General features: G+C 72.4%; 21 protein-coding genes. 10 read left to right on the plus strand and 11 right to left on the minus strand.

The window, feature by feature from the left end; genetic code table 11:
- The first annotated feature begins 89 nt into the window (after window positions 1-89).
- From ACWDD7_RS26565 to ACWDD7_RS26590, 6 genes are all read left to right on the plus strand, one after another.
- The gene (locus ACWDD7_RS26565) at window positions 90-1,013 is read left to right on the plus strand and encodes a serine hydrolase (protein ID WP_450459224.1); all 924 of its coding nucleotides are present in this window, start codon (window positions 90-92) and stop codon (window positions 1,011-1,013) included.
- Between the two features lie 103 nt (window positions 1,014-1,116).
- Complete coding sequence (locus tag ACWDD7_RS26570; protein ID WP_450459225.1) at window positions 1,117-2,190, plus strand: esterase-like activity of phytase family protein; 1,074 nt, start codon at window positions 1,117-1,119, stop codon at window positions 2,188-2,190.
- Window positions 2,191-2,273: 83 nt separating this feature from the next.
- Window positions 2,274-6,044, plus strand: a complete 3,771-nt coding sequence (locus ACWDD7_RS26575) for an ABC transporter ATP-binding protein (protein ID WP_450459226.1) — start codon at window positions 2,274-2,276, stop codon at window positions 6,042-6,044.
- 147 nt (window positions 6,045-6,191) lie between these two features.
- On the plus strand, window positions 6,192-6,581 hold the full coding sequence (locus ACWDD7_RS26580) for a hypothetical protein (RefSeq protein WP_351870358.1): 390 nt from the start codon (window positions 6,192-6,194) through the stop codon (window positions 6,579-6,581).
- A 119-nt stretch (window positions 6,582-6,700) separates the two neighbouring features.
- On the plus strand, window positions 6,701-8,566 hold the full coding sequence (locus tag ACWDD7_RS26585; protein WP_450459227.1) for a glycoside hydrolase family 3 protein: 1,866 nt from the start codon (window positions 6,701-6,703) through the stop codon (window positions 8,564-8,566).
- A 183-nt stretch (window positions 8,567-8,749) separates the two neighbouring features.
- A complete protein-coding gene (locus ACWDD7_RS26590) occupies window positions 8,750-10,786 on the plus strand; it encodes a vWA domain-containing protein (protein WP_450459228.1) in 2,037 nt (678 codons plus the stop codon).
- A 66-nt stretch (window positions 10,787-10,852) separates the two neighbouring features.
- Here the strand turns inward: ACWDD7_RS26590 and ACWDD7_RS26595 are convergent, their stop codons facing one another.
- From ACWDD7_RS26595 to ACWDD7_RS26615, 5 genes are all read right to left on the minus strand, one after another.
- Complete coding sequence (locus ACWDD7_RS26595; RefSeq protein ID WP_450459230.1) at window positions 10,853-11,647, minus strand: sugar phosphate isomerase/epimerase family protein; 795 nt, start codon at window positions 11,645-11,647, stop codon at window positions 10,853-10,855.
- Between the two features lie 18 nt (window positions 11,648-11,665).
- Window positions 11,666-12,598 carry a bifunctional helix-turn-helix transcriptional regulator/GNAT family N-acetyltransferase gene (locus tag ACWDD7_RS26600; RefSeq protein WP_450459231.1) on the minus strand — a complete coding sequence of 311 codons (933 nt, stop codon included), beginning with the start codon at window positions 12,596-12,598 and terminating at the stop codon, window positions 11,666-11,668.
- 127 nt (window positions 12,599-12,725) lie between these two features.
- On the minus strand, window positions 12,726-13,775 hold the full coding sequence (locus ACWDD7_RS26605; RefSeq protein WP_450459232.1) for a LacI family DNA-binding transcriptional regulator: 1,050 nt from the start codon (window positions 13,773-13,775) through the stop codon (window positions 12,726-12,728).
- 184 nt (window positions 13,776-13,959) lie between these two features.
- The gene (locus ACWDD7_RS26610) at window positions 13,960-14,169 is read right to left on the minus strand and encodes a DUF397 domain-containing protein (RefSeq protein ID WP_450459233.1); all 210 of its coding nucleotides are present in this window, start codon (window positions 14,167-14,169) and stop codon (window positions 13,960-13,962) included.
- On the minus strand, window positions 14,156-14,980 hold the full coding sequence (locus ACWDD7_RS26615; RefSeq protein WP_450459234.1) for a helix-turn-helix domain-containing protein: 825 nt from the start codon (window positions 14,978-14,980) through the stop codon (window positions 14,156-14,158). Before ACWDD7_RS26615 ends, ACWDD7_RS26610 begins: the two co-directional genes overlap by 14 nt.
- A gap of 111 nt (window positions 14,981-15,091) precedes the next feature.
- On the opposite strand from ACWDD7_RS26615, the gene ACWDD7_RS26620 reads away from it, so the two are divergent.
- The 4 genes from ACWDD7_RS26620 to ACWDD7_RS26635 all read left to right on the plus strand — a co-directional run bounded on the left by ACWDD7_RS26620 (window position 15,092) and on the right by ACWDD7_RS26635 (window position 17,446).
- Window positions 15,092-15,319: a hypothetical protein gene (locus tag ACWDD7_RS26620; protein ID WP_450459235.1), complete on the plus strand. Its 228-nt coding sequence runs from the start codon at window positions 15,092-15,094 to the stop codon at window positions 15,317-15,319.
- Complete coding sequence (locus tag ACWDD7_RS26625) at window positions 15,316-15,612, plus strand: hypothetical protein (RefSeq protein WP_351870335.1); 297 nt, start codon at window positions 15,316-15,318, stop codon at window positions 15,610-15,612. The genes ACWDD7_RS26620 and ACWDD7_RS26625 overlap by 4 nt, the downstream gene beginning before the upstream one ends.
- A 203-nt stretch (window positions 15,613-15,815) precedes the next feature.
- Complete coding sequence (locus ACWDD7_RS26630) at window positions 15,816-16,187, plus strand: YciI family protein (RefSeq protein ID WP_450459237.1); 372 nt, start codon at window positions 15,816-15,818, stop codon at window positions 16,185-16,187.
- Entirely contained in the window at window positions 16,184-17,446 is a 1,263-nt protein-coding gene (locus ACWDD7_RS26635; RefSeq protein WP_450459238.1) for an RNA polymerase sigma factor, read from the plus strand. The genes ACWDD7_RS26630 and ACWDD7_RS26635 overlap by 4 nt, the downstream gene beginning before the upstream one ends.
- Here ACWDD7_RS26635 and ACWDD7_RS26640 read toward each other — a convergent pair.
- From ACWDD7_RS26640 to ACWDD7_RS26665, 6 genes are all read right to left on the minus strand, one after another.
- Window positions 17,397-18,206, minus strand: a complete 810-nt coding sequence (locus ACWDD7_RS26640) for a hypothetical protein (protein ID WP_450459239.1) — start codon at window positions 18,204-18,206, stop codon at window positions 17,397-17,399. The genes ACWDD7_RS26635 and ACWDD7_RS26640 overlap by 50 nt on opposite strands.
- A gap of 196 nt (window positions 18,207-18,402) precedes the next feature.
- Window positions 18,403-18,783 carry a D-ribose pyranase gene (rbsD, locus tag ACWDD7_RS26645; protein WP_450459240.1) on the minus strand — a complete coding sequence of 127 codons (381 nt, stop codon included), beginning with the start codon at window positions 18,781-18,783 and terminating at the stop codon, window positions 18,403-18,405.
- The gene (locus ACWDD7_RS26650) at window positions 18,780-19,706 is read right to left on the minus strand and encodes a ribokinase (RefSeq protein ID WP_450459242.1); all 927 of its coding nucleotides are present in this window, start codon (window positions 19,704-19,706) and stop codon (window positions 18,780-18,782) included. The genes rbsD and ACWDD7_RS26650 overlap by 4 nt, the downstream gene beginning before the upstream one ends.
- Window positions 19,707-19,821: 115 nt before the next feature.
- Entirely contained in the window at window positions 19,822-21,771 is a 1,950-nt protein-coding gene (locus ACWDD7_RS26655) for an ABC transporter permease/substrate-binding protein (protein WP_450459243.1), read from the minus strand.
- On the minus strand, window positions 21,761-23,305 hold the full coding sequence (locus ACWDD7_RS26660; RefSeq protein ID WP_450459244.1) for a sugar ABC transporter ATP-binding protein: 1,545 nt from the start codon (window positions 23,303-23,305) through the stop codon (window positions 21,761-21,763). Before ACWDD7_RS26660 ends, ACWDD7_RS26655 begins: the two co-directional genes overlap by 11 nt.
- Entirely contained in the window at window positions 23,302-24,468 is a 1,167-nt protein-coding gene (locus ACWDD7_RS26665) for a LacI family DNA-binding transcriptional regulator (RefSeq protein ID WP_450459246.1), read from the minus strand. Before ACWDD7_RS26665 ends, ACWDD7_RS26660 begins: the two co-directional genes overlap by 4 nt.
- Window positions 24,469-24,666 lie beyond the last annotated feature (198 nt).

A 24,666-nucleotide genomic window follows, 5' to 3' on the forward strand; every position in this document is an offset into this window, starting at 1 on the left:
TGTGCAACTTCCGACCACCTCTGCGAGTCAAAGGGCCGTAAGTGCCCGCAAGGGGTGCGTTCACACGTCGTTCCCAGGGGGACCCCTCCATGACCCACCGCTTCAGCCGGCGCGCCAAGGCGTCGGCGGCGGCGCTCGGTGCCGCGCTGCTCATACCCGCCTTCGCGGCGGCCACCCCGGCCGCCGCGACCACGCCCGCCGTCAGCTGTACGTCGGGCAAGGCCGGCCTCGCCGCCAAGCTGACGAAGGACATCACCGCGGCGCTCGCGAACCGCAAGGGCACCGTGGCCATCGGTCTGTACGACCGCGCCACCAAGACCACCTGCACCCTGCGCGCCACCACCGCCTACGACTCGGCCAGCACCGTCAAGGTCACCGTGCTCGCCGCGCTGCTGTGGGACGCCAAGAAGCACAACCGGTATCTGACCAGCACCGAGTCGTCGCTCGCCACGGCCATGATCACCCAGTCGGACAACGACGCCACCAGCAAGCTGTGGAAGCAGCTGGGCCTCACGAAGATCAAGGGCTTCCTGGCCGCCGCCAACATGACCAAGACCGTGCCGGGCGCGAACGGTTACTGGGGACTGACCCAGGAGAACGTCACCGACGAGCAGAAGCTGCTCCAGCTGGTCACCGCCAGGAACAGCGTGCTCAGCGACAGCTCCCGTGCGTACATCCTGAAGTTGATGGGCCAGGTCATCTCCTCCCAGCGCTGGGGCACCCCCGCCGGCGCCCCCTCCACCGTCTCCGTGCACGTCAAGAACGGCTGGCTGCAACGCTCCACGCACGGCTGGCGCGTGCACAGCCTCGGCACCTTCAACGGCGGCGGCCACGACTACATGATGTCCGTGCTGACCCAGGACAACAGCACCATGGACTACGGCGTCACCACCATCCAGAACGTCGCCAGGGCCATCCACAAGGACCTCGTGCCGACCACCGCCTCGACGACGCTCTACGTCCCCACCAGCAAGCCGAGCGAGGCGTTCGTCGCCACGCCCTCCAACCGGTAGAAACGGTCCGGCCGCCACCGCGATCCGACCGCTTCGACGATTCGGCAGGAAGCCGACACAAAGCCCCGCGCGCGTCGTTGACTCACCGCTACCGTGATCGACCATGCGCCTGAGACATGTCATCGCCACCGTCACCGCCGGCCTGGCGGCCGCCACCACGCTGACCGCCGCCGGGCCCGCCGTCGCCCGGCCCGCCGACTCCCCGGCGGACCACGCCTGTTCGTCCACCGTCTCCCTCAGCCGTTTCTCCGACGCGCTCGACAAGACGACGTACGACGGCACCTTCGTCGGCAACTTCTCCGCCCTCGCGGTCGACCGCGACGGCTCGCTCGCCGCCCTGGAGGACCGGTCCTCCCTCTTCGACCTGGACGCGAAGACCCTCGCGCCCCGGTCCGCCGTCCACCTCGCCGACGAGAAGGGCGCCGACCTGGACTCCGAAGGTCTCGTCATCGACCTCCCCCACGCTCGGCTTCGCTCGCGCGGGGGGACCCCCACCGGCACCCTGCTCGTCACCTCCGAGGTCGAGCCGTCCATCCGCCGCTACTCCCGCGACGGCGAGATCCTCGACCGGCTCCCCGTGCCGTCCTCCCTCCTCGTCGCCCCCGCGGGCCGCGCCACCCCCAACCAGACCTTCGAGGGCCTGACCCTGCTGCCCGGCGGCCACACCCTCCTCGCGTCCATGGAGGACCCGATCGCGGGTGACGCCGCCGGCCTCGTCCGCTTCCAGACCTGGACCCGGACCGAGGGCGACCACTTCCGGCTCGCCGCGCAGTACGCCTACCGCGTCGACACCGGACTCGGCGTCCCCGAGGTGCAGGCCACGCCCGACGGCCGGCTCCTCGTCCTGGAGCGCGGCTTCACCGCCGGTGTCGGCAACACCGTCCGCCTCTACCTGGCCGACCCGCGCCACGCCACGGACACCAGCGGCATCGAGAACCTCACCGGGCAGCCCGGCGTCCGCGTGATCAGGAAGACGCTCCTCGCCGACATCGCCGCCTGCCCCTCCCTCGGCGCCACCGCCAAGCAGCCCCAGCCCAACCCCCTCCTCGACAACATCGAGGGCATGACCGTCACCGGCCGTGACCACACCGGCCGCCTGAAGGTCCTCCTGGTCAGCGACGACAACCAGAACCCGGTCCAGACGACCCGCTTCTACTACCTGCGGGTACGCGTCTGACGACCGTTTGTTGCGGAGGGATGAAATCCGCTCCCGCCCGCGTTGGTGCCTTCCGGAAAAGTACGACGAACGGGAGGCACCGCGTGGAACCACAACGGGCATGGGCACGACGACTCGCGGGCTACGCCTGGCGCTACCCCAAGGACGTCCTCCTCGCCCTCGGCTCCTCGCTCGCCGGCATGGCCGTCACCGCCGTCGTCCCCCTGATCACCAAGGTGATCATCGATGACGTGATCGGCGCCCACACCCGTTCCATGGCCCCCTGGGCCGGCGCCCTCGTCGCCGCCGCCCTGCTCGTCTACGGCCTCACCTTCATCCGCCGCTTCTACGGCGGCCGGCTCGCCCTCGACGTCCAGCACGACCTGCGGACGGAGATGTACGACACGATCACCCGCCTCGACGGCCGCCGCCAGGACGAGCTGTCGACGGGGCAGGTCGTGGGCCGCGCCACCAGCGACCTCCAGCTGATCCAGAGCCTGCTCTTCATGCTCCCGATGACCATCGGGAACGTCCTGCTCTTCCTGGTCTCCCTGGTGATCATGGCGTGGCTGTCGCCGCCGCTGACCCTCGTCGCCCTCGCCGTCGCCCCCGCGCTCGGCTGGATCGCCCGGCGCAGCCGCAGCAGGCTGCACCCGGCCACCTGGTACGCCCAGGCCCAGGCCGCCGCCGTCGCGGGCGTGGTCGACGGCGCGGTGAGCGGCGTACGCGTGGTCAAGGGCTTCGGGCAGGAGGCGCAGGAGACCGGCAAGCTGCGCGCGGTCGGCCGCAAGCTGTTCGCGGGCCGGCTCCGCACCATCCGCCTGAACAGCAGGTACACCCCCGCCCTCCAGTCCGTCCCGGCGCTCGGCCAGGTCGCCACGCTGGCCCTCGGCGGCTGGCTCGCGGTGCGCGGCCACATCACGCTGGGCACCTTCGTCGCCTTCTCCACCTACCTCGCCCAGCTGGTCGGCCCGGTCCGCATGCTCGCCATGGTCCTCACCGTCGGCCAGCAGGCCCGTGCCGGAACCGAGCGCGTCCTGGAACTGATCGACACCGAGCCGAGCATGGAGGACGGCACCAGGGAACTGCCCGCGGACGCGCCCGCGAGCGTCGAGTTCGACGACGTGTCCTTCGGGTACGGCGGCGACGCCAAGGTCCTGGACGGGCTCAGCTTCGAGATACGCCAGGGCGAGACGCTGGCCGTCGTCGGCTCCTCCGGCTCCGGCAAGTCCACCCTCTCCCTGCTCCTGCCGCGCTTCTACGACGTCACCCACGGCGCCGTCCTGATCGGCGGCCACGACGTCCGCGAGCTGACCCTCTCCTCGCTGCGCGCCGCGATCGGACTGGTCCCGGAGGACTCCTTCCTCTTCTCCGACACGGTCCGCGCCAACATCGCCTACGGCCGCCCGGACGCCACCCAGGAGGAGATCGAGGCCGCCGCCCGCGCCGCCCAGGCGGACCGCTTCATCCAGGAACTGCCCGAGGGCTACGACACCAAGGTCGGCGAGCACGGCCTCACCCTCTCCGGCGGCCAGCGCCAGCGCGTCGCGCTCGCCCGCGCCCTGCTCACCGACCCCCGCCTGCTGGTCCTGGACGACGCCACCTCCGCCGTGGACGCCCGTGTCGAGCACGAGATCCACGAGGCCCTCAAGCAGGTCATGCGGGGCCGTACGACCCTGCTGATCGCCCACCGCCGCTCCACCCTGAACCTGGCCGACCGCATCGCGGTACTCGACCGCGGCCGGCTCGCCGACCTCGGCACCCACGAGGAGCTCCAGCGGCGCTGCGCCCTCTACCGCAGTCTGCTGACCGACCCGGACGAGCTGGGCGGCGTCTCCCCCGGCCACGCGCTGCCGGACGAGCCGGTCGAGGACGACAGCCTGCGCGAGGAGCTGGACGCCGAGTACGACGCCGAGCGCGGTGTCACCCCCCGGCTGTGGACCGGCGACCGCGCGCCCAGGGACATGGCGCTGTCCGGCACCCCGGCCACCCCCGAACTCCTCGCCAAGGTGGACGCCCTGCCCCCGGCCACCGACACCCCCGGCGTCGACGAGGAGAGGGCGGTGCAGCCCGAGGACTCCTACGGCCTGCGCCGGCTGCTGCGCGGCTTCGGGCCGCCCCTGCTGGTCAGCCTGCTCCTGGTCGCGGTGGACGCGGGCGCGAGCCTGGTGCTGCCGGTGCTGATCCGGCACGGCATCGACGCGGGCGTCACCAAGCTGGCGATCGGCGCCGTCTGGTCGGCCTCGCTGCTCGCCCTGCTGGTGGTGCTGGTGCAGTGGGCCGCGCAGATCGGCGAGACCCGGATGACCGGCCGTACCGGCGAACGCGTCCTCTACACGCTCCGGTTGAAGATCTTCGCGCACCTCCAGCGGCTCGGCCTCGACTACTACGAGCGCGAGCTGACCGGCCGGATCATGACCCGGATGACCACCGACGTCGACGCGTTGAGCACCTTCCTCCAGACCGGCCTGGTCACCGCGTTCGTGTCGGTCGTCACCTTCTTCGGCATCATGGTCGTCCTGCTGGTGATCGACGTCCAGCTCGCCCTCGTCGTCTTCACCACGCTGCCCCCGCTGATCCTCGCCACCTTCTTCTTCCGCCGGGCGAGCGTGAAGGCGTACGAACTCGCCCGTGAGCGCGTCTCGTCGGTCAACGCCGACCTCCAGGAGACGGTGTCCGGGCTGCGGATCGTGCAGGCCTTCCGGCGCGAGCGGGACGGCGGGCGGCGGTTCGCCGAGCGCAGCGACGGCTACCGCGCCGCCCGGCTGCGCGGCCAGTGGCTGATATCGGTCTACTTCCCCTTCGTCCAGCTGCTGTCCTCCGCCGCCGCGGCCGCCGTGCTGATCACGGGCGCGGGCCGGGTGGAGTCCGCCACCCTCACCACCGGCGCCCTGGTCGCGTACCTCCTCTACATCGACCTCTTCTTCGCCCCCGTCCAGCAGCTGTCCCAGGTCTTCGACGGCTACCAGCAGGCCACCGTCTCGCTCGGCCGCATCCAGGAACTGCTGCGCGAGCCCACGTCCACCGCGGCGGCCGAACGGCCGCAGGACGTACGCTCGCTGCGCGGCGAGATCGCCTTCGAGAACGTGCACTTCGCGTACGGCGACGGCGAGGAGGCCCTCGCGGACGTGGAGCTGACGATCCCCGCGGGCCAGACGGTCGCCTTCGTCGGCGAGACCGGCGCCGGGAAGTCCACGCTGGTCAAGCTGGTGGCCCGGTTCTACGACCCCACCGCCGGGCGGGTCACGGTCGACGGCACCGATCTGCGCGCCCTCGACCTCACCGCGTACCGGCACCGGCTCGGCGTCGTCCCGCAGGAGGCGTACCTCTTCCCGGGCACCGTCCGCGACGCCATCGCCTACGGCCGCCCCGACGCCACCGACGCCGAGGTGGAGGCGGCCGCGCGGGCGGTCGGGGCGCACGAGATGATCGCCACCCTCGACGGCGGCTACCTCCACGAGGTCGCCGAGCGCGGCCGCAACCTCTCCGCGGGCCAGCGCCAGCTCATCGCGCTCGCCCGCGCCGAGCTGGTCGACCCCGACATCCTGCTCCTGGACGAGGCCACGGCCGCGCTCGACCTGGCCACCGAGGCCCAGGTCAACCAGGCGACCGACCGGCTGGCGGGCCGTCGTACGGCCGGCCCCTCGCCCGACCACCACCCCTCGACGAGCGCTTACGCGCGCACCACCTTGGTGGTCGCCCACCGGCTGACCACGGCCGCCCGTGCCGACCGGGTGGTGGTCATGGACCACGGGCGGGTCGTCGAGGACGGCACGCACGAGGAACTGCTGGCCCTCGGCGGCCGGTACGCCGAGCTGTGGCGGACCTTCGCCGGGCACGCCGAACCGGGGGAGCCGGTGGGCGCGGTCCGCTGAGCGGCCCCGGCCCGCCGGCCATCCCTGACGGGCCCGCGCCAGGTCGTGTCGCTGACGACCGTGCAACCATCCGTCACACCCCCGCGTCCGTACATCCGTACGGCCGCCGGGGGACGGCCCGGCCGCGTTCTCGGGGAGGACAAGCACGTGGACAGTGGTGCGATACGCCGGCGTCTCTCGCTCGGCCCGGTCCTGCTGGCTGCCGCCGGACTGCTGGCCTTCGCGGCCGCGGGCACCGCACAGGCCGCGCCCAGCAGCTGCGCGGGGACCCAGGTCAGAACCCTCCCCTTCGCCTCCGGCGTCACCCGCGTCTACCGGCACGGCGACTACGTCTGCGCCATGACCCTCGCCCGCCGATCCGGTCCCGTCCGCGCGATGTCGGTCAGCGTCCAGGCCCGGGGCAGCCGCCCGGCCGAGGACGCCGGCCGCTACACCCAGCACGCCGGGCCGGTGACCGTGCACGCCGGGCACCGCTGCGTGTGGATCCGCGGCTCGGTGGGCCGGAGCACCGTCAGCTCGGGCTGGATCCTCTGCTGAACGACCGGCTGCACCGACACGCTGGCCTCTGTGCGTTCCCTTGACGGAAAGAAACTTCCCGGATATTGGTGACTCCTTGGAAGTTTCCTTCAGCAGTTCTCCTCTGGGAAGGAGCGCACGTGCCCGACAGCAGCACGGGAAGCGACACCAGCAAGAGAGGCACAGGAAACACAGCGGGTGGAGGCGGCACCCGGTTGTCCCGTCGTACGGTCCTCGCCGCCGGCGCCGGCATCACCGCCGCGCTGACCGTACCCACCACCGCCCGCGCCGCCGCCCCGGACGAGCGCCGCCTCAAGGCCCTGATCTCCGGGATGTCGCTGGAGGAGAAGGTCGGCCAGCTCTTCGTGATGCGGGTCTACGGCGCCTCCGCCACCGCCCCCGACCAGGCCGACATCGACGCCAACCTCGGCGAGCTGGGCGTGCGCACCGCGGCCGAACTGATCGCGAAGTACCGGGTCGGCGGGATCATCTACTTCACCTGGGCCCACAACACCCGGAATCCGCACCAGATCGCGGACCTGTCCAACGGCATCCAGAAGGCGTCCCTGGAGCAGCCGCGCGGGCTGCCGATGCTGATCGCCACCGACCAGGAGCACGGCGCGGTGTGCCGGGTGGGCGAGCCCGCCACGCTCTTCCCGGGCGCCATGGCGATCGGCGCGGGCGGCTCCGCGGCCGACGCCCGCACCCTCGGCCGTATCTCGGGCGCCGAACTGCGCGCCCTCGGCATCAACCAGGACTACTCGCCCGACGCCGACGTGAACGTCAACCCGGCCAACCCGGTCATCGGCGTGCGCTCCTTCGGCGCCGACCCGGCGGCCGTCGCGGAGCTGGTCGCGGCCGAGGTGAAGGGCTACCAGTCCTCCCGCGTCGCCGCCACGGCCAAGCACTTCCCGGGGCACGGCGACACCGCCGTCGACAGCCACTACGGCTTCCCGGTCATCACGCACAGCCGGGAGCTGTGGGAGAAACTGGACGCGGTGCCGTTCCGGTCGGCCATCGCGGCGGGCATCGACTCGGTCATGACCGCGCACATCCAGTTCCCGGCCCTGGACGACTCCGGTGACCCGGCCACCCTCTCCGAGCCCATCCTCACCGGCATCCTGCGCGGCGAACTCGGTTACGACGGCGTGGTGATCACCGACTCGCTCGGCATGGAGGGCGTGCGCACCAAGTACGGTGACGACCGGGTGCCGGTGCTCGCGCTGAAGGCCGGCGTGGACCAGCTGCTCAACCCGCCGTCCATCGAAACGGCCTGGAACGCGGTCCTGAAGGCCGTCCAGGACGGCGAGCTGACCGAGGCCCGTCTCGACGAATCGATCCTGCGCATCCTGCGGATGAAGTCCCGGCTCGGCCTGTTCGGCGAGCCGTACGTCGACCGGGCGGGTGTGGACCGGGTGGTGGGCACCAGGTCCCACCTGGCCACGGCCGACCGGATCGCCGAGCGCACCACCACCCTGCTGGTCAACGAGGACGCGACGCTTCCCCTCGACCACCGCAGGCAGCCCCGCCTCCTCGTCGTCGGCGCGGACCCGGCCTCCCCGTCCGGTACGACGGGCCCGCCGACGGGCGTACTGGCCGCCGCCCTCACGGAGTCGGGCTTCACCGCCACCGCGCTGTCGACCGGCACGAGCCCCTCCGCCGCGACCATCGACCAGGCGGTCGCCGCGGCCCGAGACGCGGACGCGGTGGTGGTCGGCACCTACAACGTGACGGCGGGCAGCTCCCAGCGCACGCTGGTGGACAGGCTGGTGGCCACCGGCAAGCCGGTGGTGGCGCTCGCCGTGCGCAATCCGTACGACGTGGCCCACCTCCCCTCGGTGCGGGCCTGCCTGGCGTCGTACTGCTGGACCGACGTCGAACTCCGCGCCGCCGCACGGGTGATCGCGGGCCGGGTCAGGCCCCGCGGCAAGCTGCCGGTGCCGGTGCAGCGGGCCGACGACCCGACGCGGGTCCTGTACCCGATCGGGCACGGCCTGACGTACTAGCCCGACTCCCTTCGGGATGCCGGCACCGCCCCCGGTGAGGAATCGGGGGCGGAACGGGGCGGCGGAGGGACTCATCGGCCGAACTGCGGCGTGGGCAGGAGAATTTCAGGCTCAAATGTACTAATTGTGCCTAATGATCACTCTGCCCGGACGGGTTGCCGTCGACGTCGAGGAAGGGCCGCGATGAAGCACAGAAACCGCCTGGCCGCAGCCGGGGCGCTCGCCCTCGCGTTGGCCGCAGTCCCCGTCGCCGCCGGCGCGGCGTCCCCGGGTGTGGTCGCGCACCGGACTGTGCCGACACCCGGGCCCGACAGCACCGTCGTCACCGTGCGCACCGGAGGCGACCGGGCGGCGACCGACGCGCCCGCCCCGCTCGCCGGGGTACGGCTCGCGCTCTTCGCGGACCCGGACGCGACGGAACCGATCGGGGCCGACTGGGCCCGGTGCACCTCGGACGCCGACGGCGACTGCTCGTTCGTCGTCCCGGACACCGGTGAGGGGGAGGCCAACCAGGGACGGATCGTGACGGTGGGCCAGGTCGGGGCGCCGGCCGGCTGGTACATGAACCCCGTGCTGCGCACCGGACCGGGCAGCGGGTCGGGTTCGACGGCCTCGCCGTACCGGTTCCGGACCCCGGCGCTCCAGGGCGGAGCCACCTACCGGTCCACCCGGGAGTTCATGTACAGCACCGACAACGGCCTCCCGACCCGCTCGGGCGGTGTGTGGCAGACCTCGCGCGACAACCCGCCGCTGCCGGCCACCTGCGGCCTGGACGTGGCCCTGGTGCTCGATCTGTCCGCATCGGTCGGCAGCCAGTTGCCGGCCCTGAAGGCCGCCGCCGACGCCTTCACCGACGCCTTGACCGGCACGCCTTCACGGCTGGCCCTGTTCTCCTTCGACCAGGAGTCGCCGTCCACGAGTGTCGGCGTGAACCACCCCGAGCTCCAGTCGGTCTCGACCCCGGCCGGGGCCGCCGCGTTCAAGAGCAGGTACGCGGACTGGACGCTGGGCCGCGGCACGAACTGGGACCGCGCGCTGTGGGCGGTGGCCCGCGCGCCGGAGCACTACGACGCGGCGGTGGTGCTCACCGACGGCAACCCGACGCGCTTCGGCAGCCTTCACGGCGACGGCGCCAACACCCACTTCATCGACGTCGAGAACGGCGTCTTCTCGGCCAACTCGGTGAAGGCGAAGGACACACGCGTGATCGCGCTGGGCGTCGGCAGCGGGGTCGCGGGCGTGTCCGGGCTCAACCTGCGGGCCATCTCCGGCCCGACCGGCTTCGACGGCGACAACACCGGCACAGCCGACTACTTCCAGACCACGGACTACGGTCAGGCGGCCGAACAACTGCGTGGCCTCGCCCTCGGCAACTGCACCGGCACCCTCAACGTGGTCAAGCAGATCGTGCCCTCGGACACCACCGGCGAGGACGTGACCGGCGCCGAGCCGGCCGGCCCCGGCTGGGTCTTCGACGCCTCCACCACCACTCCAGGCGTCACCGGCCTGCCCGCCTCCGAGACCACCGGCGCGGACGGCACCGGCACGGTCACCTTCACCCCGGGTTACGGCACCAACGAGCAGGCCGCGGTGACCGTCGGCGAGGTCCAGCACCCCGGCTACGAACTGGTCACCCAGGGGGGACGCAACGCGGTCTGCACCGACCTCGACACCGGCGCGGCCATCCCGGTGGAGAACACCGCCTCGGCCTCCGGACCGGGCTTCACCGTCGACGTCCCCCGCCAGGACGCCGTCAGCTGCACCGTCTACAACCGGGCGGCGGGGGAGGAGGAGTCCGCGGACCTCACCGTGGACAAGGTGTGGGACGTCGACGGCCACCTCTACCCGGACGGCTCCCAGCCCGACGGACTCAGCGCCCGACTGACCCTCACCGGGCCGCACTCGACGACGGCCACGCCGCAGCCCTGGGGCGTCGCCCGACCCGGCTACACCGTCGGCGACGAGGTGACCGTGGCCGAGGAGGTCCACACGGCGGGCTCCGAGTGCAGCCTCGCGGGCTCGGAGATCACCGGCATCGACGGAGCCGCCGTGCACCGGCCGCTGCCCTACACGACCGGTCTCACCGGGCCGCACCAGCGCCTGACCGTCACCAACACCGTGACGTGCCGTCCACCGGACGGCGACCACGGCGGCGGGTACGGCGACGGGTACGACCGCTCGGGCGGCAGGCGTGGTTCCGGCGACGGCGGGGGCCGCTGAGATCCCGCTGGGGCCGGGCACGCGGGCCGGGCCGGACGCCCGGCCCGCACGGCTCACCGGACCGGCTCACGCCGCCTCGCTGAGCAGGCGTGCGAGGTGGTCGTGGCCCGCGGCGAGCAGGCCGGGCAGCGGGGCGGCCTGCTCGTACCACCGCTTCTCGTACTCCCAGCACAGCCAGCCGTCCCAGCCGTTGCGGCAGAGCACGTCCACGCACTCGGTGAGCGGCAGCACGCCCGCGCCGAGCGGCAGCGGGGTGGTGTCCTCGGCCGACGCGATGTCCTTGACCTGCACGTATCCCAGGTGAGGGGCGAGCGCCGCATACGTCTGCGCGGGCTGCTCGCCGCCCAGCCAGGTGTGCATCACGTCCCACAGCGCCCCCACCTGCCGGTGCCCCACCGGACCCAGCACCCGGATGGCGTCGGCGCCGGTGCGGTGCGAGTCGTGGGTCTCCAGCAGGATGCGCACCCCGAGCGCGGCCGCGTCCTCGGCGGCGGTGCCGAGCCGCCTGGCCGCGATCGCGTCGGCCTCCTCGCGGTCGGCCTCCCCACCGGGGAAGACGCGGACGAAGGGCGCCTCCAGATCATGGGCGAGCCGGAGCAGCGCCCGGACCTCGGCGAGCACGGCGGAGTCGTCCCCGGGCGCGGCGACCCGCGCGTACCCGGCCAGACACAGCGGCTCGACGCCGGCGCTCCGGAACAGGGCGGCGGTCTCGGCGCGTTCGGCGGGGGAGAGGCCGGGGTGGACCGGTTCCTCGGGATGGGCGCGCAGTTCGACACCGTGGTAGCCGTGCGCGGACGCGAGCGCCAGGACGTCCGGGACGGGCAGGCCGGGGACACCGAGGGTGGAGAACGCCAGCTTCATGCACAAGGACCCTACTCGTCACCCGTCCGGTTCGCGCAGCGTCAGCCGCCAGTCCTGGCCGACCAGATCCTTGCCGAAGGAGTGGTGCGGCCGCTCGCCGACGAGCACGAAGCCGTGCCGCCGGTACAGCCGGCGGGCGCTGCTCAGCACGTCGTTGGTCCACAGCACCAGCTCGCGGTACCCGGCCTCGCGCGCGAACTCGACCACCGCCCCCACCAGCCGGTCCCCGACGCCCCGCCCCCGCGCCCCGGGCTCCACGAGCAGCAGCCGCAGCCGAGCGGCGCCGGGCGCGTCGTCCCGTACACACATCACACACCCCACCGGGCGGCCGTCCGCCTCGGCGATCCACACCCGTTCCGTCCGCGGGTCGTGCTCCTGCGCGAAATCGGCGACGATCCGCGCGACGAGCCCCTCGTACTCCGCGTTCCACCCGTACTCGGCGGCGTACAGGACGGCGTTGCGCTGCACGATCCATCCCAGCTCACCGGCCCGGGGCCGGCGCAGGACGACGTCCTCGGCCCCCTTGCCGCGCCGGTCCCCGAGGACGTCCCGGATGGTCGCCATGGCCTCCACCAGCCGGGCCCGGTCCCCCGGGGCCACGCCCCCGAGCAGCGCCCCGACGGTGTCCCGCGCCCGCTCGTCCAGCATCGCGGCGGCCTCGCGTCCGCTCGCGGTGAGCGTGATCCGCCGCCGCCGCGTGTCCCGCTGCGACACCCCGCGCTCGACGAGCCCCGCGTCCTCGAACCTGTTCAGGATGCGGCTCAGATACCCGGCGTCGAGCCCGAGGGCGGTCCGCAGATCCGCCGCGTCCAGGTGCGGGGCCTGTGCCAGCTCGTACAGCACCCGGGACTCGGTGAGCGTGTAGGGGGCGTAGAGGTGCCGGCCGTAGTCGAGGGCACCGATGACACCCGTGTAGAAGCGGTTGAACGCGCGAACGTCCTGGACGGTCATGATCGCCCCCGGAGAAGTCTGACTCCGTCAGAGATGCCGACACGTCGAGGCTAGTCCGGCCGGGGTGCCGCGTCCAGCGGGGCCCGCGGTCTCCGGGGGCCGGGGCTCAGGGGCCCCGGGCCGTGCCTCACGAGGCCCGCGGCGCCCCCGTCGACCCCCGCACCACCAGCTCGCCGCCGATCTCGCCGACCCCGCCGGCCGGTGTCTCCTCCCGGCCCATGGCGATCCGGCCGGCCCGGGCGCCCGCCTCGGCGAGCGGTATGCGAACCGTCGTGAGCCCGGGTACCACGTCGGCACTGAACGGGAGGTCGTCGAACCCGGTGACCGACACGTCCTCCGGTATCCGCAGCCCGCGGTCCCGTACCGCCGCGCACACTCCCACCGCGACGGAGTCGTTCGCGGCGACCACCGCTGTCAGCGAGGGGTCCCGGCGCAGCAGCTCGCTCGCGCCCTCGTACCCCGCGCGCCGGTCGAACCGCCCGTACACGGTCCACCGCGGGTCCTCCTCGACGCCCGCCGCGGCCAGCGCGGCGCGATGCCCCGCCAGCCGGTGCCGTGTCGTCGTCCGCTCCGGGGGCCCGGCGACGCAGCCGATCCGCCGGTGCCCGAGTCCGAGGAGATGCCCGGTCGCCGCACGGGCGCCTGCGCGGTTGTCGAAGGTGAGCGCGACCGCCCCGGTGTCCGGTACCGGCGGCCGCCCGCACAGGACGACCCGCGTCCCGGCCTCCCCCAGCTTCCGCAGTTTCGCCGCGACCGCCTCCGCGTGCGGCGCCTCCACGACCGCTCCGCCGGTCAGGACGACCGCCGCCGCCCGCTGCCGTCGCAGCAGCGTCAGGTACGTCAGCTCCCGCTCCGGCGAGCCACCCGTGTTGCAGACGACCGCGAGCCGTTCACCCCCCGCCCGGCCCCCGGCGCCCCCGATCTCCGCCTGGATGGCGCTCGCCATGATCCCGAAGAAGGGGTCGGCGATGTCGTTGACGAGGATGCCGACCAGGTCGGAGGTGGCGGCGGCGAGTGCGCTGGCGGGGCCGTTGAGGACGTAGTCCAGCTCGTCCACCGCGCGCAGGACGCGCTCGCGGGTCGGCGCGGCCACCGGGTAGTTGCCGTTCAGCACGCGCGACACCGTCGCGGGGGAGACCTGGGCGCGCGCGGCCACGTCCGCCAGGGTCACGGTCATCTCGTCGTCCTCCAGTCACGCATCTCCTCGTCAGGGCTGGTAGACGGCCAGAGCGCGATCTTGGTTCCGAGGACCTTTCCGAGGGGCACGCCGCCTGAGCACGGGCCGGGTCAGTGGGTCTGTGGGTTCATCGCGTGGGAGGGAGCGTGCCGGGGGGACTGTTTGATCCTCCCGGCACGTGCGTTCAGCCCTTGACGGCGCCGATGAAGGACGTCCAGCTGTCCACGGAGAAGACCAGTGCCGGACCGGAGCGGTGCTTGCTGTCGCGGACGGGGACGGTGGCGTGGCCGCGAGCTACTTCCAGGCAGTCGCCCTGGCTGCCGCCGCTGTAGCTGGACTTGTACCACCCCGTGAGGGTGGACGAGTCGGAGACGGTGTGCTCACTGCTGACCATGTACGTGTTCCTCCGCTGCCGCTCTGACGAGGGCAAGTGACTCCTGTTGCGACAACGCGTCGCTCAGAGCCAGAGCGTAGGCGGTCTGACTGGCCGCCACCAGCGCCGGATCATCCATCAAGTGACCAGTGAGGAAGCCCTCCACGTAGGCCACCGGGGCAGAGTCCTCGAAGCTCATGAGCGTGAGGTAACTCTCCATGAGCGCGTGCGCCCCCGAGCCGTACGGCAGTACATGGAGCCGCAGGCGTCCCGCCTCGGCCATGTCCGCAACCTTGTGCAGTTGCTCGGCCATGACGTGTGGTCCGCCCACGCAACGCCGCACCACCGCCTCGTCGAGCAGCGTCCAGACGACAGGACGCGTCGACCCGTCGAGGATTCGGCGGCGTTTCGTTCGAGTGACAACGGCCTCGTCAAGCTTCTCGGCGGTGTGGTTGGGGCTGTAGGCGCGGAATAGAGCGCGGGCGTAGTCGTCGGTCTGGAGCACGCCCGGAACCAGTGAGAGCGCGAACTGCTGGATCAGCACGGCCTGTTCTTCCAGCTCGGCCACGGGTGCGAAGTAGTCGATGTACTTCGACTCCAGGTCTTCCAGCCATCGTTGGAAGAATCCGTCCGTACCCAGCGCCCTATCGACCCGCCGCGCGTCGTCGGGCTTCGGCAGCCGCCTGCCCGACTCGTAGTGACTGATCAACGTCGGCGAGCACACGATCTGCTCGCTCAGTTCCTCCTGGGTGAGCCCGGCCGCCAACCGCCGCAGCCTCAACTCCTCCCCGTACTTCTCGCGCGGTGTCCGTGGTCTGCGGTCAACGCTCATCCGGCCAACTCCCTTGCTGACAAGCGCAAATGTCAACCCCCCACCTCTGGAAATCCTAGCCATCGCCGCCCCACTCTGTGACTGATTCACCACATTCCGCAGTCGCCGCAGATGAAATGGCAGGTCGGCATGACACAACTCCTCGCCCGGCTGGTCGAGCCCTTCCTCCGGCTCCTCCTGCCCGCCCGCGGGCGGCGGCGCCGACGGCCGGTGTACCCGTCGTACTCCTGCCCGTACGTCGGCGGACCGACGACGTACCACCGCGGCGGAGCCCCCCTCCGCGGCGAGGACAGCCGACTCGTCCGCCCCTATCTCGACCTCGTGGAGACCTACGCATGAACGAACGCCTGCTGCCCTGGACCGGCTCCGACGAGAAGCCCTGTTACCTCGTCGGGGACGGCACGGGGTACGTCTCCCGGGTCGCCGACCAGGTCGAAAGCGTGCAGCTCGGCATGGCGGGCAGCCTGCTGGACCACACCGCCGAACTCCTCTCGGGCGAGGAACTGACCAACGAGGAACTGCGCTACCTGATCCGCCGCCTCGCCGAGTCCCTGACGGAGACCAAGCGGGTCGCGGAGAGCAGGGGCGCGCGGCTGGGCCAGGTGAACCGAGCGGCCGTCGTGGAGACGTGACCAGATGATCACGACACCGCCGCGCCTCCGCATCACCGTGCCGGCCCCGCCGCACCCAGGAGGTCACGGTGCGCGTCGGCGAGCACGACACCTGGGGGATCGTGCTGGAAAATCCGTCGCCCCGGGATGTCAAGAAGTCCGGCGCGGCTCCGACTACAGGGTGAAGGGCCCCGCGGGGGTCCCTGAACCACGAGGAGTACGACATGCGGTTCCTGATCGGCCTGCACATCAACCCCGCCGTGCTGGACGCGCTGACCGCCGAGGAGAAGACGGCGGTCCAGGAGGGGCACGGCGCGTTCATCGAGGCGCTGAAGGAGTCCGGGGAGCTGGTCACCACGCAGGCGCTGGCCGACCCGTCGCAGTCCGCCGTGGTCACCGTGCGCGGCGGCAGGACGGTCGTCACCGACGGGCCCTTCCTGGAGGCCAAGGAGCACCTCGGCGGCTTCTACCTGGTCGACTGCGAGGACCGGGAGCGGGCGATCGAGCTGGCCGCGCGCATCCCGGACGCCGGGATCGAGGGCCTGGGTGTCGAGGTGCGCCAGGTGATGTTCTCCTGCGGACAATTGGAGGCATGAGCGCACCGAACCCGGCACCGGGCATCGAGGACCTGCTGCGCGACCTCGCTCCGCGGGTCCTCGGCGCGCTCGTCCGCCGGCACGGCCGGTTCGAGGACTGCGAGGACGCCGTGCAGGAGGCCGTCCTCGCCGCCACCGCGCGGTGGCCGGCCGAGGGCGTGCCGGAGAGTCCGCGCGGCTGGCTGACCACCGTCGCCTCCCGCCGCCTGGCCGACCAGGCGCGCAGCGACCTCGCCCGCCGGGAGCGCGAGGCCGCGACCGCCGCCGAGGTCGCCCCCGGCGAGGTGCCGGACGCCGACGACACCCTCCTCCTGCTGTTCCTGTGCTGCCATCCGGCGCTGACCCCGTCCTCCCAGACCGCCCTCACCCTGCGGGCCGTCGGCGGGCTGACCACCGCCGAGACCGCCCGCGCCTTCCTGGTGCCGGAGGCCACGATGGCGGCCCGGATCAGCCGGGCCAAGCAGCGGGTCAGGGCGGCGGGCGGCACGTTCACCGTGCCGGACGGCGCGCTGCTCAGGGAGCGGTTGCCGGTCGTCCTGCACGTGCTCTACCTGATCTTCAACGAGGGGTACACCGCTTCGTCGGGCGACCGCCTCGACCGCCCCGACCTCGCCCGCGAGGCCATCCGGCTCACCCGGGCCGTGCACTCCCAGCTCCCCGAGGACGGCGAGGTCACCGGCCTGCTCGCGCTGATGCTGCTGACCGACGCCCGCCGTGCGGCGCGTACCACCGCGTCCGGCGACCTGGTGCCGCTGGCGGAGCAGGACCGTACGACCTGGGACCACGACCTGATCGAGGAGGGCACCGAACTCGTCACCACGGCGCTCGCCGGACCGTCCCTCGGGCCGTACGGGCTCCAGGCCGCCATCGCCGCCACGCACGCGGACGCCGCGAAGGCGGAAGAGACCAACTGGGCCCAGGTGCATGCCCTCTACCTCATCCTCGAACGCATCGCGCCCAACCCCGTGGTCACCCTCAACCGCGCCATCGCCCTCGCCGAGACCGAGGGCCCCGAGGCCGGGCTCGCCCTCCTCGCCACCCTGGACGACGACACCCGTATGGCCCGGTACCACCGGCTGCTGTCCGTCCGGGCCCACCTGCTGGAGAAGACCGGCGACACGGAGGGCGCGTACGACCACTACCGCCGCGCCGCCAAGGCCACGGCGAGCCTTGCCGAGCAGCGGTATCTGGAGGCGCGGGCGGCCCGGTTCAGCGGGAGGAACCCCGGCGGTACGCCAGGCCCCGCACGAAGAGGATGACGAAGGTGAGCGCGGCGACGGCGCACACCGTCATGCCGATGGCCAGCAGGGCGATGCCCGTCCCGCTGATGCCCGGCACATCGGTCACCGTGGTCATGGAGGCGGTGGTCTGTTCCCTGCGCTCATGGTCCGGATGGTCCACGATGTAGAGGACCTGCCCCACGATCGCCAGCACACAGAGCGCCGCCCAGGCCAGCAGCCAACCGCCCGCCCTGGCCCACCGGGGGACCCGCGGGCGCAGGGCGACGTGCGGGCACCGGGCCAGCAGCACGCGCCCCAGGTCCGCGGCGTACTCGGCGAGTCCGTCCGTCCGGAGCCGGCGGCCGTCGTCGAAGCCGATCTCGATGCGGTAGCCGTTGCCGAGCCGGGTCGCGACGGCGTTCACGGCGTCGCCCTCGACGTGCAGGGTGGTGACGCGGTCCCAGGTCCAGCCGGCGGCCCCCCGCCGTGACCCGTGGACCAGGCCCCGCTCCCGCACCTCGAAGTACTCGCCGGGCTCGCCGCGCAGCGCCCGCAGGATCTGGGTCACCGCGACGCCCACGGCGCCCAGCGAGAGGCCGAGCAGCAGACCGATCGCCCGGTTGCTGCCGGGGGACCCCTCGCCGGTGGCGGAGATGCCCCAGACCCCCAGCCCGCCCGAGGGCACGGCGATCAGCAGGGCCCCGGCGGCGTTCACCCACCGCTTGCGGTGGTCGACCGGATGCCGGCTGATCACCGGTCCGAGCTGGTCGAGAGCGCTCGCTCCCTCGATGGCAGTCACCGGACAAGTCAAACACCGGCGCGCTCGTGCGCTCAACACCCTTACTGGGAAAGGAGGCTGAGTGTCACGGCCGCCATGCGTCCCGGTGGTCCGGGTGGTCGGCGTAGGTCAGCGCATGCCGTGGAAGCTCACGACGTGGCCGACCGCGCCCGGCACCTTCACGCGGGCGTCCACCGCTCGACCACGCTTCACCGCACTAGAAGAAAACCCCGCACCGCAACAGCACATTGGCGTACGGGCTCGCCTCGCCGGTGCGGACGACCAGCCGCGCACCCGCCGACAACTCCTTCAGCCGCTCGTGCGGCACGAGGTCCACCCGGGTGAACCGCCGCTCCACCAGGTCCAGATGGGGCCCGCGCAGCTCCGTTGCGACCGTGGCCCCCTCGATCACCAGCTCGTCCAGCAGCCCGGCGAAGACCTCGGCGAAGGACGGCACCCCGGCGCGGAAGGCCAGGTCCACCACGCGCGGCCCGGCCGGGATCGGCATGCCCGCGTCGCACACCAGGACCTCATCCCCGTGCCCCAACTCGGCCAGCGCGCCCGCCAGATGGCGATTCAGGATGCCCGACTTCTTCACGGCTGCCCGACCTCCTCGGCCGTCGGATACGACTCCTGCGCCCCCGGCTTCGTCACGGCCGCCGCGCCGACGCGGGCCGCGTACGCCGCCGCCTCCGCGAGGCCCGCCCCCGCGCCCAGCCTCCAGGCCAGGGCGGCGGTGAAGGCGTCGCCCGCGCCCGTGGTGTCCACCGCGTCGACCTTCACCGAGGCCACCCGGGTCGCGCCCGAGCCGTCGTACACCAGGGCGCCCTCGGCGCCGAGCGTGACCACGACCGAACGCGGGCCCATGGCCAGCAGCCCGCGCGCCCAGTCCCCGGGGTCCTCGCCGATCCCGGTGCCGGCGCCGCTGTCGCTGTCGCTGTCGCCGAGGATCACCCGCGCCTCGTGCTCGTTCACGATCAGCGGATCGCAGGCGGCCAGCACCTCGGCGGGCAGCGGGCGCGGCGGGGAGGGATTGAGGACGAAGCGGGTGCCGGCGGGCAGGTTCCGTACCACCTCCACGACCGTCTCCAGCGGGATCTCCAGCTGGGCGGAGACCACGCGGGAGGAGCGCAGCAGGCCCTCGGCGGCCCGGACGTCCGCCGGGGTGAGGCGGGCGTTCGCGCCCGGCGACACCACGATGCTGTTGTCCCCGGACGGGTCGACGGTGATCAGCGCGACCCCGGTCGGCGCCCCGCCCGTCAGCACGCCCGCCGGATCGACCCCGGCCGAGCGCAGGGAGTCGAGCAGCAGCCGGCCGTGGCCGTCGTCGCCGACGCGCGCCAGCAGGGCCGTACGGGCCCCGAGCCGGGCCGCGGCGACCGCCTGGTTGGCGCCCTTGCCGCCGGGGTGCGTGGACAGGTCGCCGCCGAGCACCGTCTCGCCCGCGGCCGGCCGCCGCTCGACACCGATCACCAGGTCGGCGTTGGCCGAACCCACGACCAACAGGTCGTAGTCGTACATCAGTTGACTCCCATGAAAACCCGTGAAACCCAGGAACGAACCGGGGCGGACGGTCGCCCTCCATGGTGCCCCCATGGTGTACGACCGTCCGCCCGAGTCCTCTTCGCCTTCTCCGTCAGCCGTTGAACCCGGCCACGTTGTCCTTCGTGACCACCTTCACCGGCACCTTGACCGTCTGTTCGACCTTCTTGCCCTGGCTCGCCCTGAGCGCGTTGTCCACGGCGATCCGGCCGAGCTGGGTCGGCTGCTGGGCGACCGAGGCGTACAGCGTGCCCGCCTTGACCGCGTTCAGGCCGTCCGGGGTGCCGTCGAAGCCGACCACCGGCACCGACCTACCGGCCTTGGAACCCAGCGCCTTGATCGCGCCGAGGGCCATCTCGTCGTTGGCGGCGATGACGCCCTGCACGTCCGGGTGGGCCTGGAGCAGGTTCGACATCACGTCGAGGCCCTTGGTGCGGTCGAAGTCGGCGGGCTGCTGTGCCACCACCTTGATGCCCGGGTAGGCCTTCAGACCGTCGGCGAAGCCCTGCGCACGCTCACGCGCCGCCGAGGTGCCCGCCTGACCCTGGAGGATCACGATCTTGCCCTTGCCGCCCAGCTTCTCGGCGATCGTCTTCGCCGCCAGCTCACCGCCGGCGATGTTGTCCGAGGCCACCAGGGCGTTCACATCGGCCTTGTTGACGCCGCGGTCGACCGCGATGACCGGGATGCTCGCCTTGTCGGCGGCCTTGACCGAGTTGCTCGCCGCGTCCGAGTCCACCGGGTTGACGATGATCGCGTCCAGTCCCGAACTGGTGAAGTTCTGGAGCTGGTTGGCCTGCTGCGAGGCGTCGTTCTGCGCGTCGGTGACCGTCAGGTCCACGCCCAGCTTCTTCGCCTCGGCCTGCGCGCCGGAGCGGATCTGCACGAAGAACGGGTTGTTGAGGGTCGACAGCGACAGACCCATCTTCGGGTCGGCCGAGGACGAGGAGCCGTTGTGCAGGAAGGAGGTCGCACCGACGATCGCCACGGTCACCACGGCCGCGAGCCCGTACGTCGCCGCCTGCCTGCCCTTGTTGCCGCCGCCACCGGTGGTCACCGGGGTGGCACCCGCCTTGCGGCGCACCGTGTCGAGCAGTACCGCCAGCGCGATGACGACACCGATGACGACCTGCTGCCAGAACGCGGAGACGTTCAGCAGGTTGAGGCCGTTGCGCAGCACCGCGAGGATCAGCGCGCCGACCAGGGTGCCGGACGCCTTGCCGGTGCCGCCCGCGAGCGAGGCACCGCCGATGACGACGGCCGCGATGGCGTCCAGCTCGTAGCCGTCGGCGGCCTGCGGCTGGGCGGAGGACAGCCGGGAGGCCAGCACGATGCCCGCCACCGCCGCGAACACACCGGACAGGGCGTAGATCGCGAGCTTCTGCTTCCTGACCCGCAGGCCCGACAGGCGCGCGGCCTCCTCGTTGCCGCCGATCGCGTACATCGAGCGGCCGATGTAGGTGCGGCCGAGCACGAGCGCGGCCAGCAGCCCCATGACGATCATGACCAGGACCGGCACCGGCAGCCAGTCGCCGAGCGTGTCACCGAGGTGCGAGACCGAGTCCGGGAACGGGATCGGCACACCACCGGAGATCACCAGCGACAGACCGCGGCCCACCGACAGCATGGCGAGCGTCGCGATGAACGGGGGCAGCTTGCCGTAGGCGATGAGGAAACCGTTCACCAGACCGGCCGCGACGCCCGTGGCGACCGCGAGGACGACGGCCGGCGCGACCGGCACCCCGTGCTGGGTGGCGGTCCATGCCAGCACCGTCGCCGACAGCGCGGCCACCGAGCCCACGGACAGGTCGATGCCCGCCGCCACGATCACGAAGGTGACACCGAAGGCCAGGATGGCCGTCACGGCCGCCTGGACACCGATGTTGAGCAGGTTGTCCGTCGTCAGGAAGTCGCCGGACAGCGCCGACAGGGCGATGACCAGGGCGATCAGCGCGGTCAGCGCGCCGTTGTCGAGCAGCAGCCGGCGCAGGCCGCCCGGGGCGCCACTCGCTCCCGCCGTGCTCTTGAGCGTGTCAGTGGCCACGGGTGGCCTCCTTCGCGGTGTTGTCGGTGGTGGGGTTCTCGCTGGTGGGGTGGGAAACGGCGAGCGCCATCACGGCGTCCTGGGTGGCCTCGTCGGCCGCGAGTTCTCCGGCGATCCGGCCCTGGGCCATCACCAGCACCCGGTCGCTCATGCCGAGCACCTCGGGCAGATCGCTGGAGATCATCAGCACGGCGGCGCCGGCGGCCGTCAGCTCGTTGATCAGCTGGTAGATCTCGACCTTGGCGCCCACGTCGATGCCGCGCGTCGGCTCGTCCAGGATCAGCACCTTGGTGTCGGCCAGCAGCCACTTGCCGATGACGACCTTCTGCTGGTTGCCGCCGGAGAGCGTGCGCACGTGCTGGCCGAGCCCGGCCATCCGCACCCCCAGCCGAGCGGCGATCTCCTCGGCCGCCACGTGCTGCGCCTTGCGGTCGACCAGTCCGGCGCGGGTCGCCGCGCGCAGGGTCACCAGTCCCAGGTTCTCCTCGACCGAGGCGTCCAGCACGAGGCCCTGGCCCTTGCGGTCCTCGGGGACGAGCCCGATCCCGGCCGCCATCGCGGCGTTCACGTCGGAGCGCCGCAGCGTGTTGCCGCCGACCTTCACGGCCCCGTCGTCGTACGGGTCCGCGCCGAACACGGCCCGTACGACCTCGGTGCGCCCGGCGCCGACCAGACCGGCGATGCCGACGACCTCGCCGGCGTGCACCTCGAAGCTCACGTCGTGGAAGACGCCGTCGCGGGTCAGCCCCTCGACACTGAGCAACGCGGCGCCCCTGTCCGGGCGCCGACGCGGGTACTGCTGCTCGATGGAGCGTCCGACCATGAGCCGTACCAGCTCGTCCTCGGCGGTGGAGGCGGGCACCTGTCCGACACTCCTGCCGTCCCGGATGACGGTGACGCGATCCCCCAGGGCGGCGATCTCGTCGAGGTGATGGGTGATGAAGACGATCCCCACCCCGTCCTCACGCAGCTGCCGCACGATGGCGAAGAGCTTCTCGACCTCCTCCGAGGTGAGCACGGCGGTCGGCTCGTCCATGATGAGCACCCGCGCGTCCAGGCTCAGCGCCTTGGCGATCTCCACCATCTGGAGCCGGGCGATGCCCAGTTCACGCACCCGGGCACGCGGTGAGACCCGCACGCCGACCCGCTCCAGGAGCTCGGCGGCCTCGGCCTCCATCCGCTTCCGGTCGATCATCCCGAACCGGCGCGGCTGCCGGCCGAGGAAGATGTTCTCGGCGACGGTCAGGTCCGGCACCAGGTTGAACTCCTGGTAGATGGTGGCGATCCCGAGCCGCTCGGAGTCCTGCGCACCGTGGATGCGCGCCTCCCGGCCGCCGACGAGGATGCGCCCGGCGTCGGGCGTGTAGGCGCCGGAAAGCATCTTGATGAGCGTGCTCTTGCCGGCGCCGTTCTCACCGAGCAGCACATGCACCTCGCCCCGGCGCAGGTCGAAGTCGACACCGTCGAGCGCGACCACGCCGGGAAAGGTCTTGCGTATGCCCTCGATGCGCAGCAACTCGTCCGGGTCGCTCACGTCGTGCTCCTTTGCACTGGGGGGAGGGGCGGGGTGGGGGATGCGGGGACGGGGACGACCCGGGTCTGCTCCGGGGCCGCACCGGTCTGACCGGCGTCACCGGCGTCACCGGCGTCACCGGCGTCACCGGCGTCACCGGCGTCACCGGCGTCACCGGCTTCACCGGCGTCACCGGCTTCACCGCAGGAGCGGCGCACGACGAGCCGGGCGGCGAGGGTGACGGACGCGGCGGGCCGTCCCTCGATCCGGTCGACCAGGGCGCGTACGGCGGCCCGGCCCAGCTCGCCGGTGGGCTGGGCGATCGCGGTGACCGGGGGATCGGTGTGCACGAACCACGGGATGTCGTCGAACGCGGCCAGCGCGATGTCGTCCGGCACCCGCAGCCCCCGCGCGCGGACGGCGTCCAGGGCGCCGAGCGCCATCAGGTTGTCGGCCGCGAACACGGCGTCCGGCGGCTCGGGAAGGTCGAGGAACCCCTCGGTGACCCGGCGACCGCTGGCGGCCTGGAAGTCGCCCTGGCCGATGTAGACGCCGGGCAGGGGAAGCCCGTAGGAGGCCAGGGCGGCGCGGAACGCCTCGACGCGCTCGCTGCCGGTGGTGGTCGCGGCGGGCCCGGCGATGATCGCGAGCCGCCGGTGCCCGAGGCGGTGCAGGTGGGAGACGAGGTCCTGCACGGCGGCCCGTCCGTCGGCGCGTACGACGGGGACGTCGACGCCGGGGATCCAGCGGTCCACGAACACCATGGGGGTACCGGCGCGGGCGGCGTCCAGCATCAGCGGCGACCCACCGTCGGTCGGGGACACCAGCAGCCCGTCGATCCGCCGGTCGAGCAGATTCCGTACGTGATGGTCCTGGAGATCGGGCCGCTCGTCGGCGTTCCCGATGATCACGCTGTACCCGAGCGAACGGGCCTCCTCCTCCACGGAGCGGGCCAGCTCGGTGAAGTAGGGATTCAGCACGTCGCTGATGACGAGGCCGAGGGTGTGGGTCTGATCGGTCCGCAGCGAACGCGCCACGGCGTTCGGCCGGTACCCGAGGGACTCCACGGCGGCCAGCACCCGGGCACGGGCATCCGCACTCACGGACGGGTGCGCGTTCAGCACCCGCGAAACCGTCGCGACGGACACGCCCGCCACAGCGGCGACATCCTTGATGCTCGCCACCTCCGGCCCACCTCCTTGTGAACTCGTGACGCTTGGAATCGATTACATCGAGACGCGAGAAACGATTGGAATCGATTACACGGGTGGTGGCAAGGGGGTGTGGGGTGGCCGAAACGCAATCGTGACCTGGCGCGAATGTGTCGGCTGGGGGCGGGAGACGCCCCTGGTGACCGGCGATCAGCGTGCGGCGATCACCAG

The sequence above is a fragment of the Streptomyces sp. NPDC001056 genome (genome assembly GCF_053598955.1).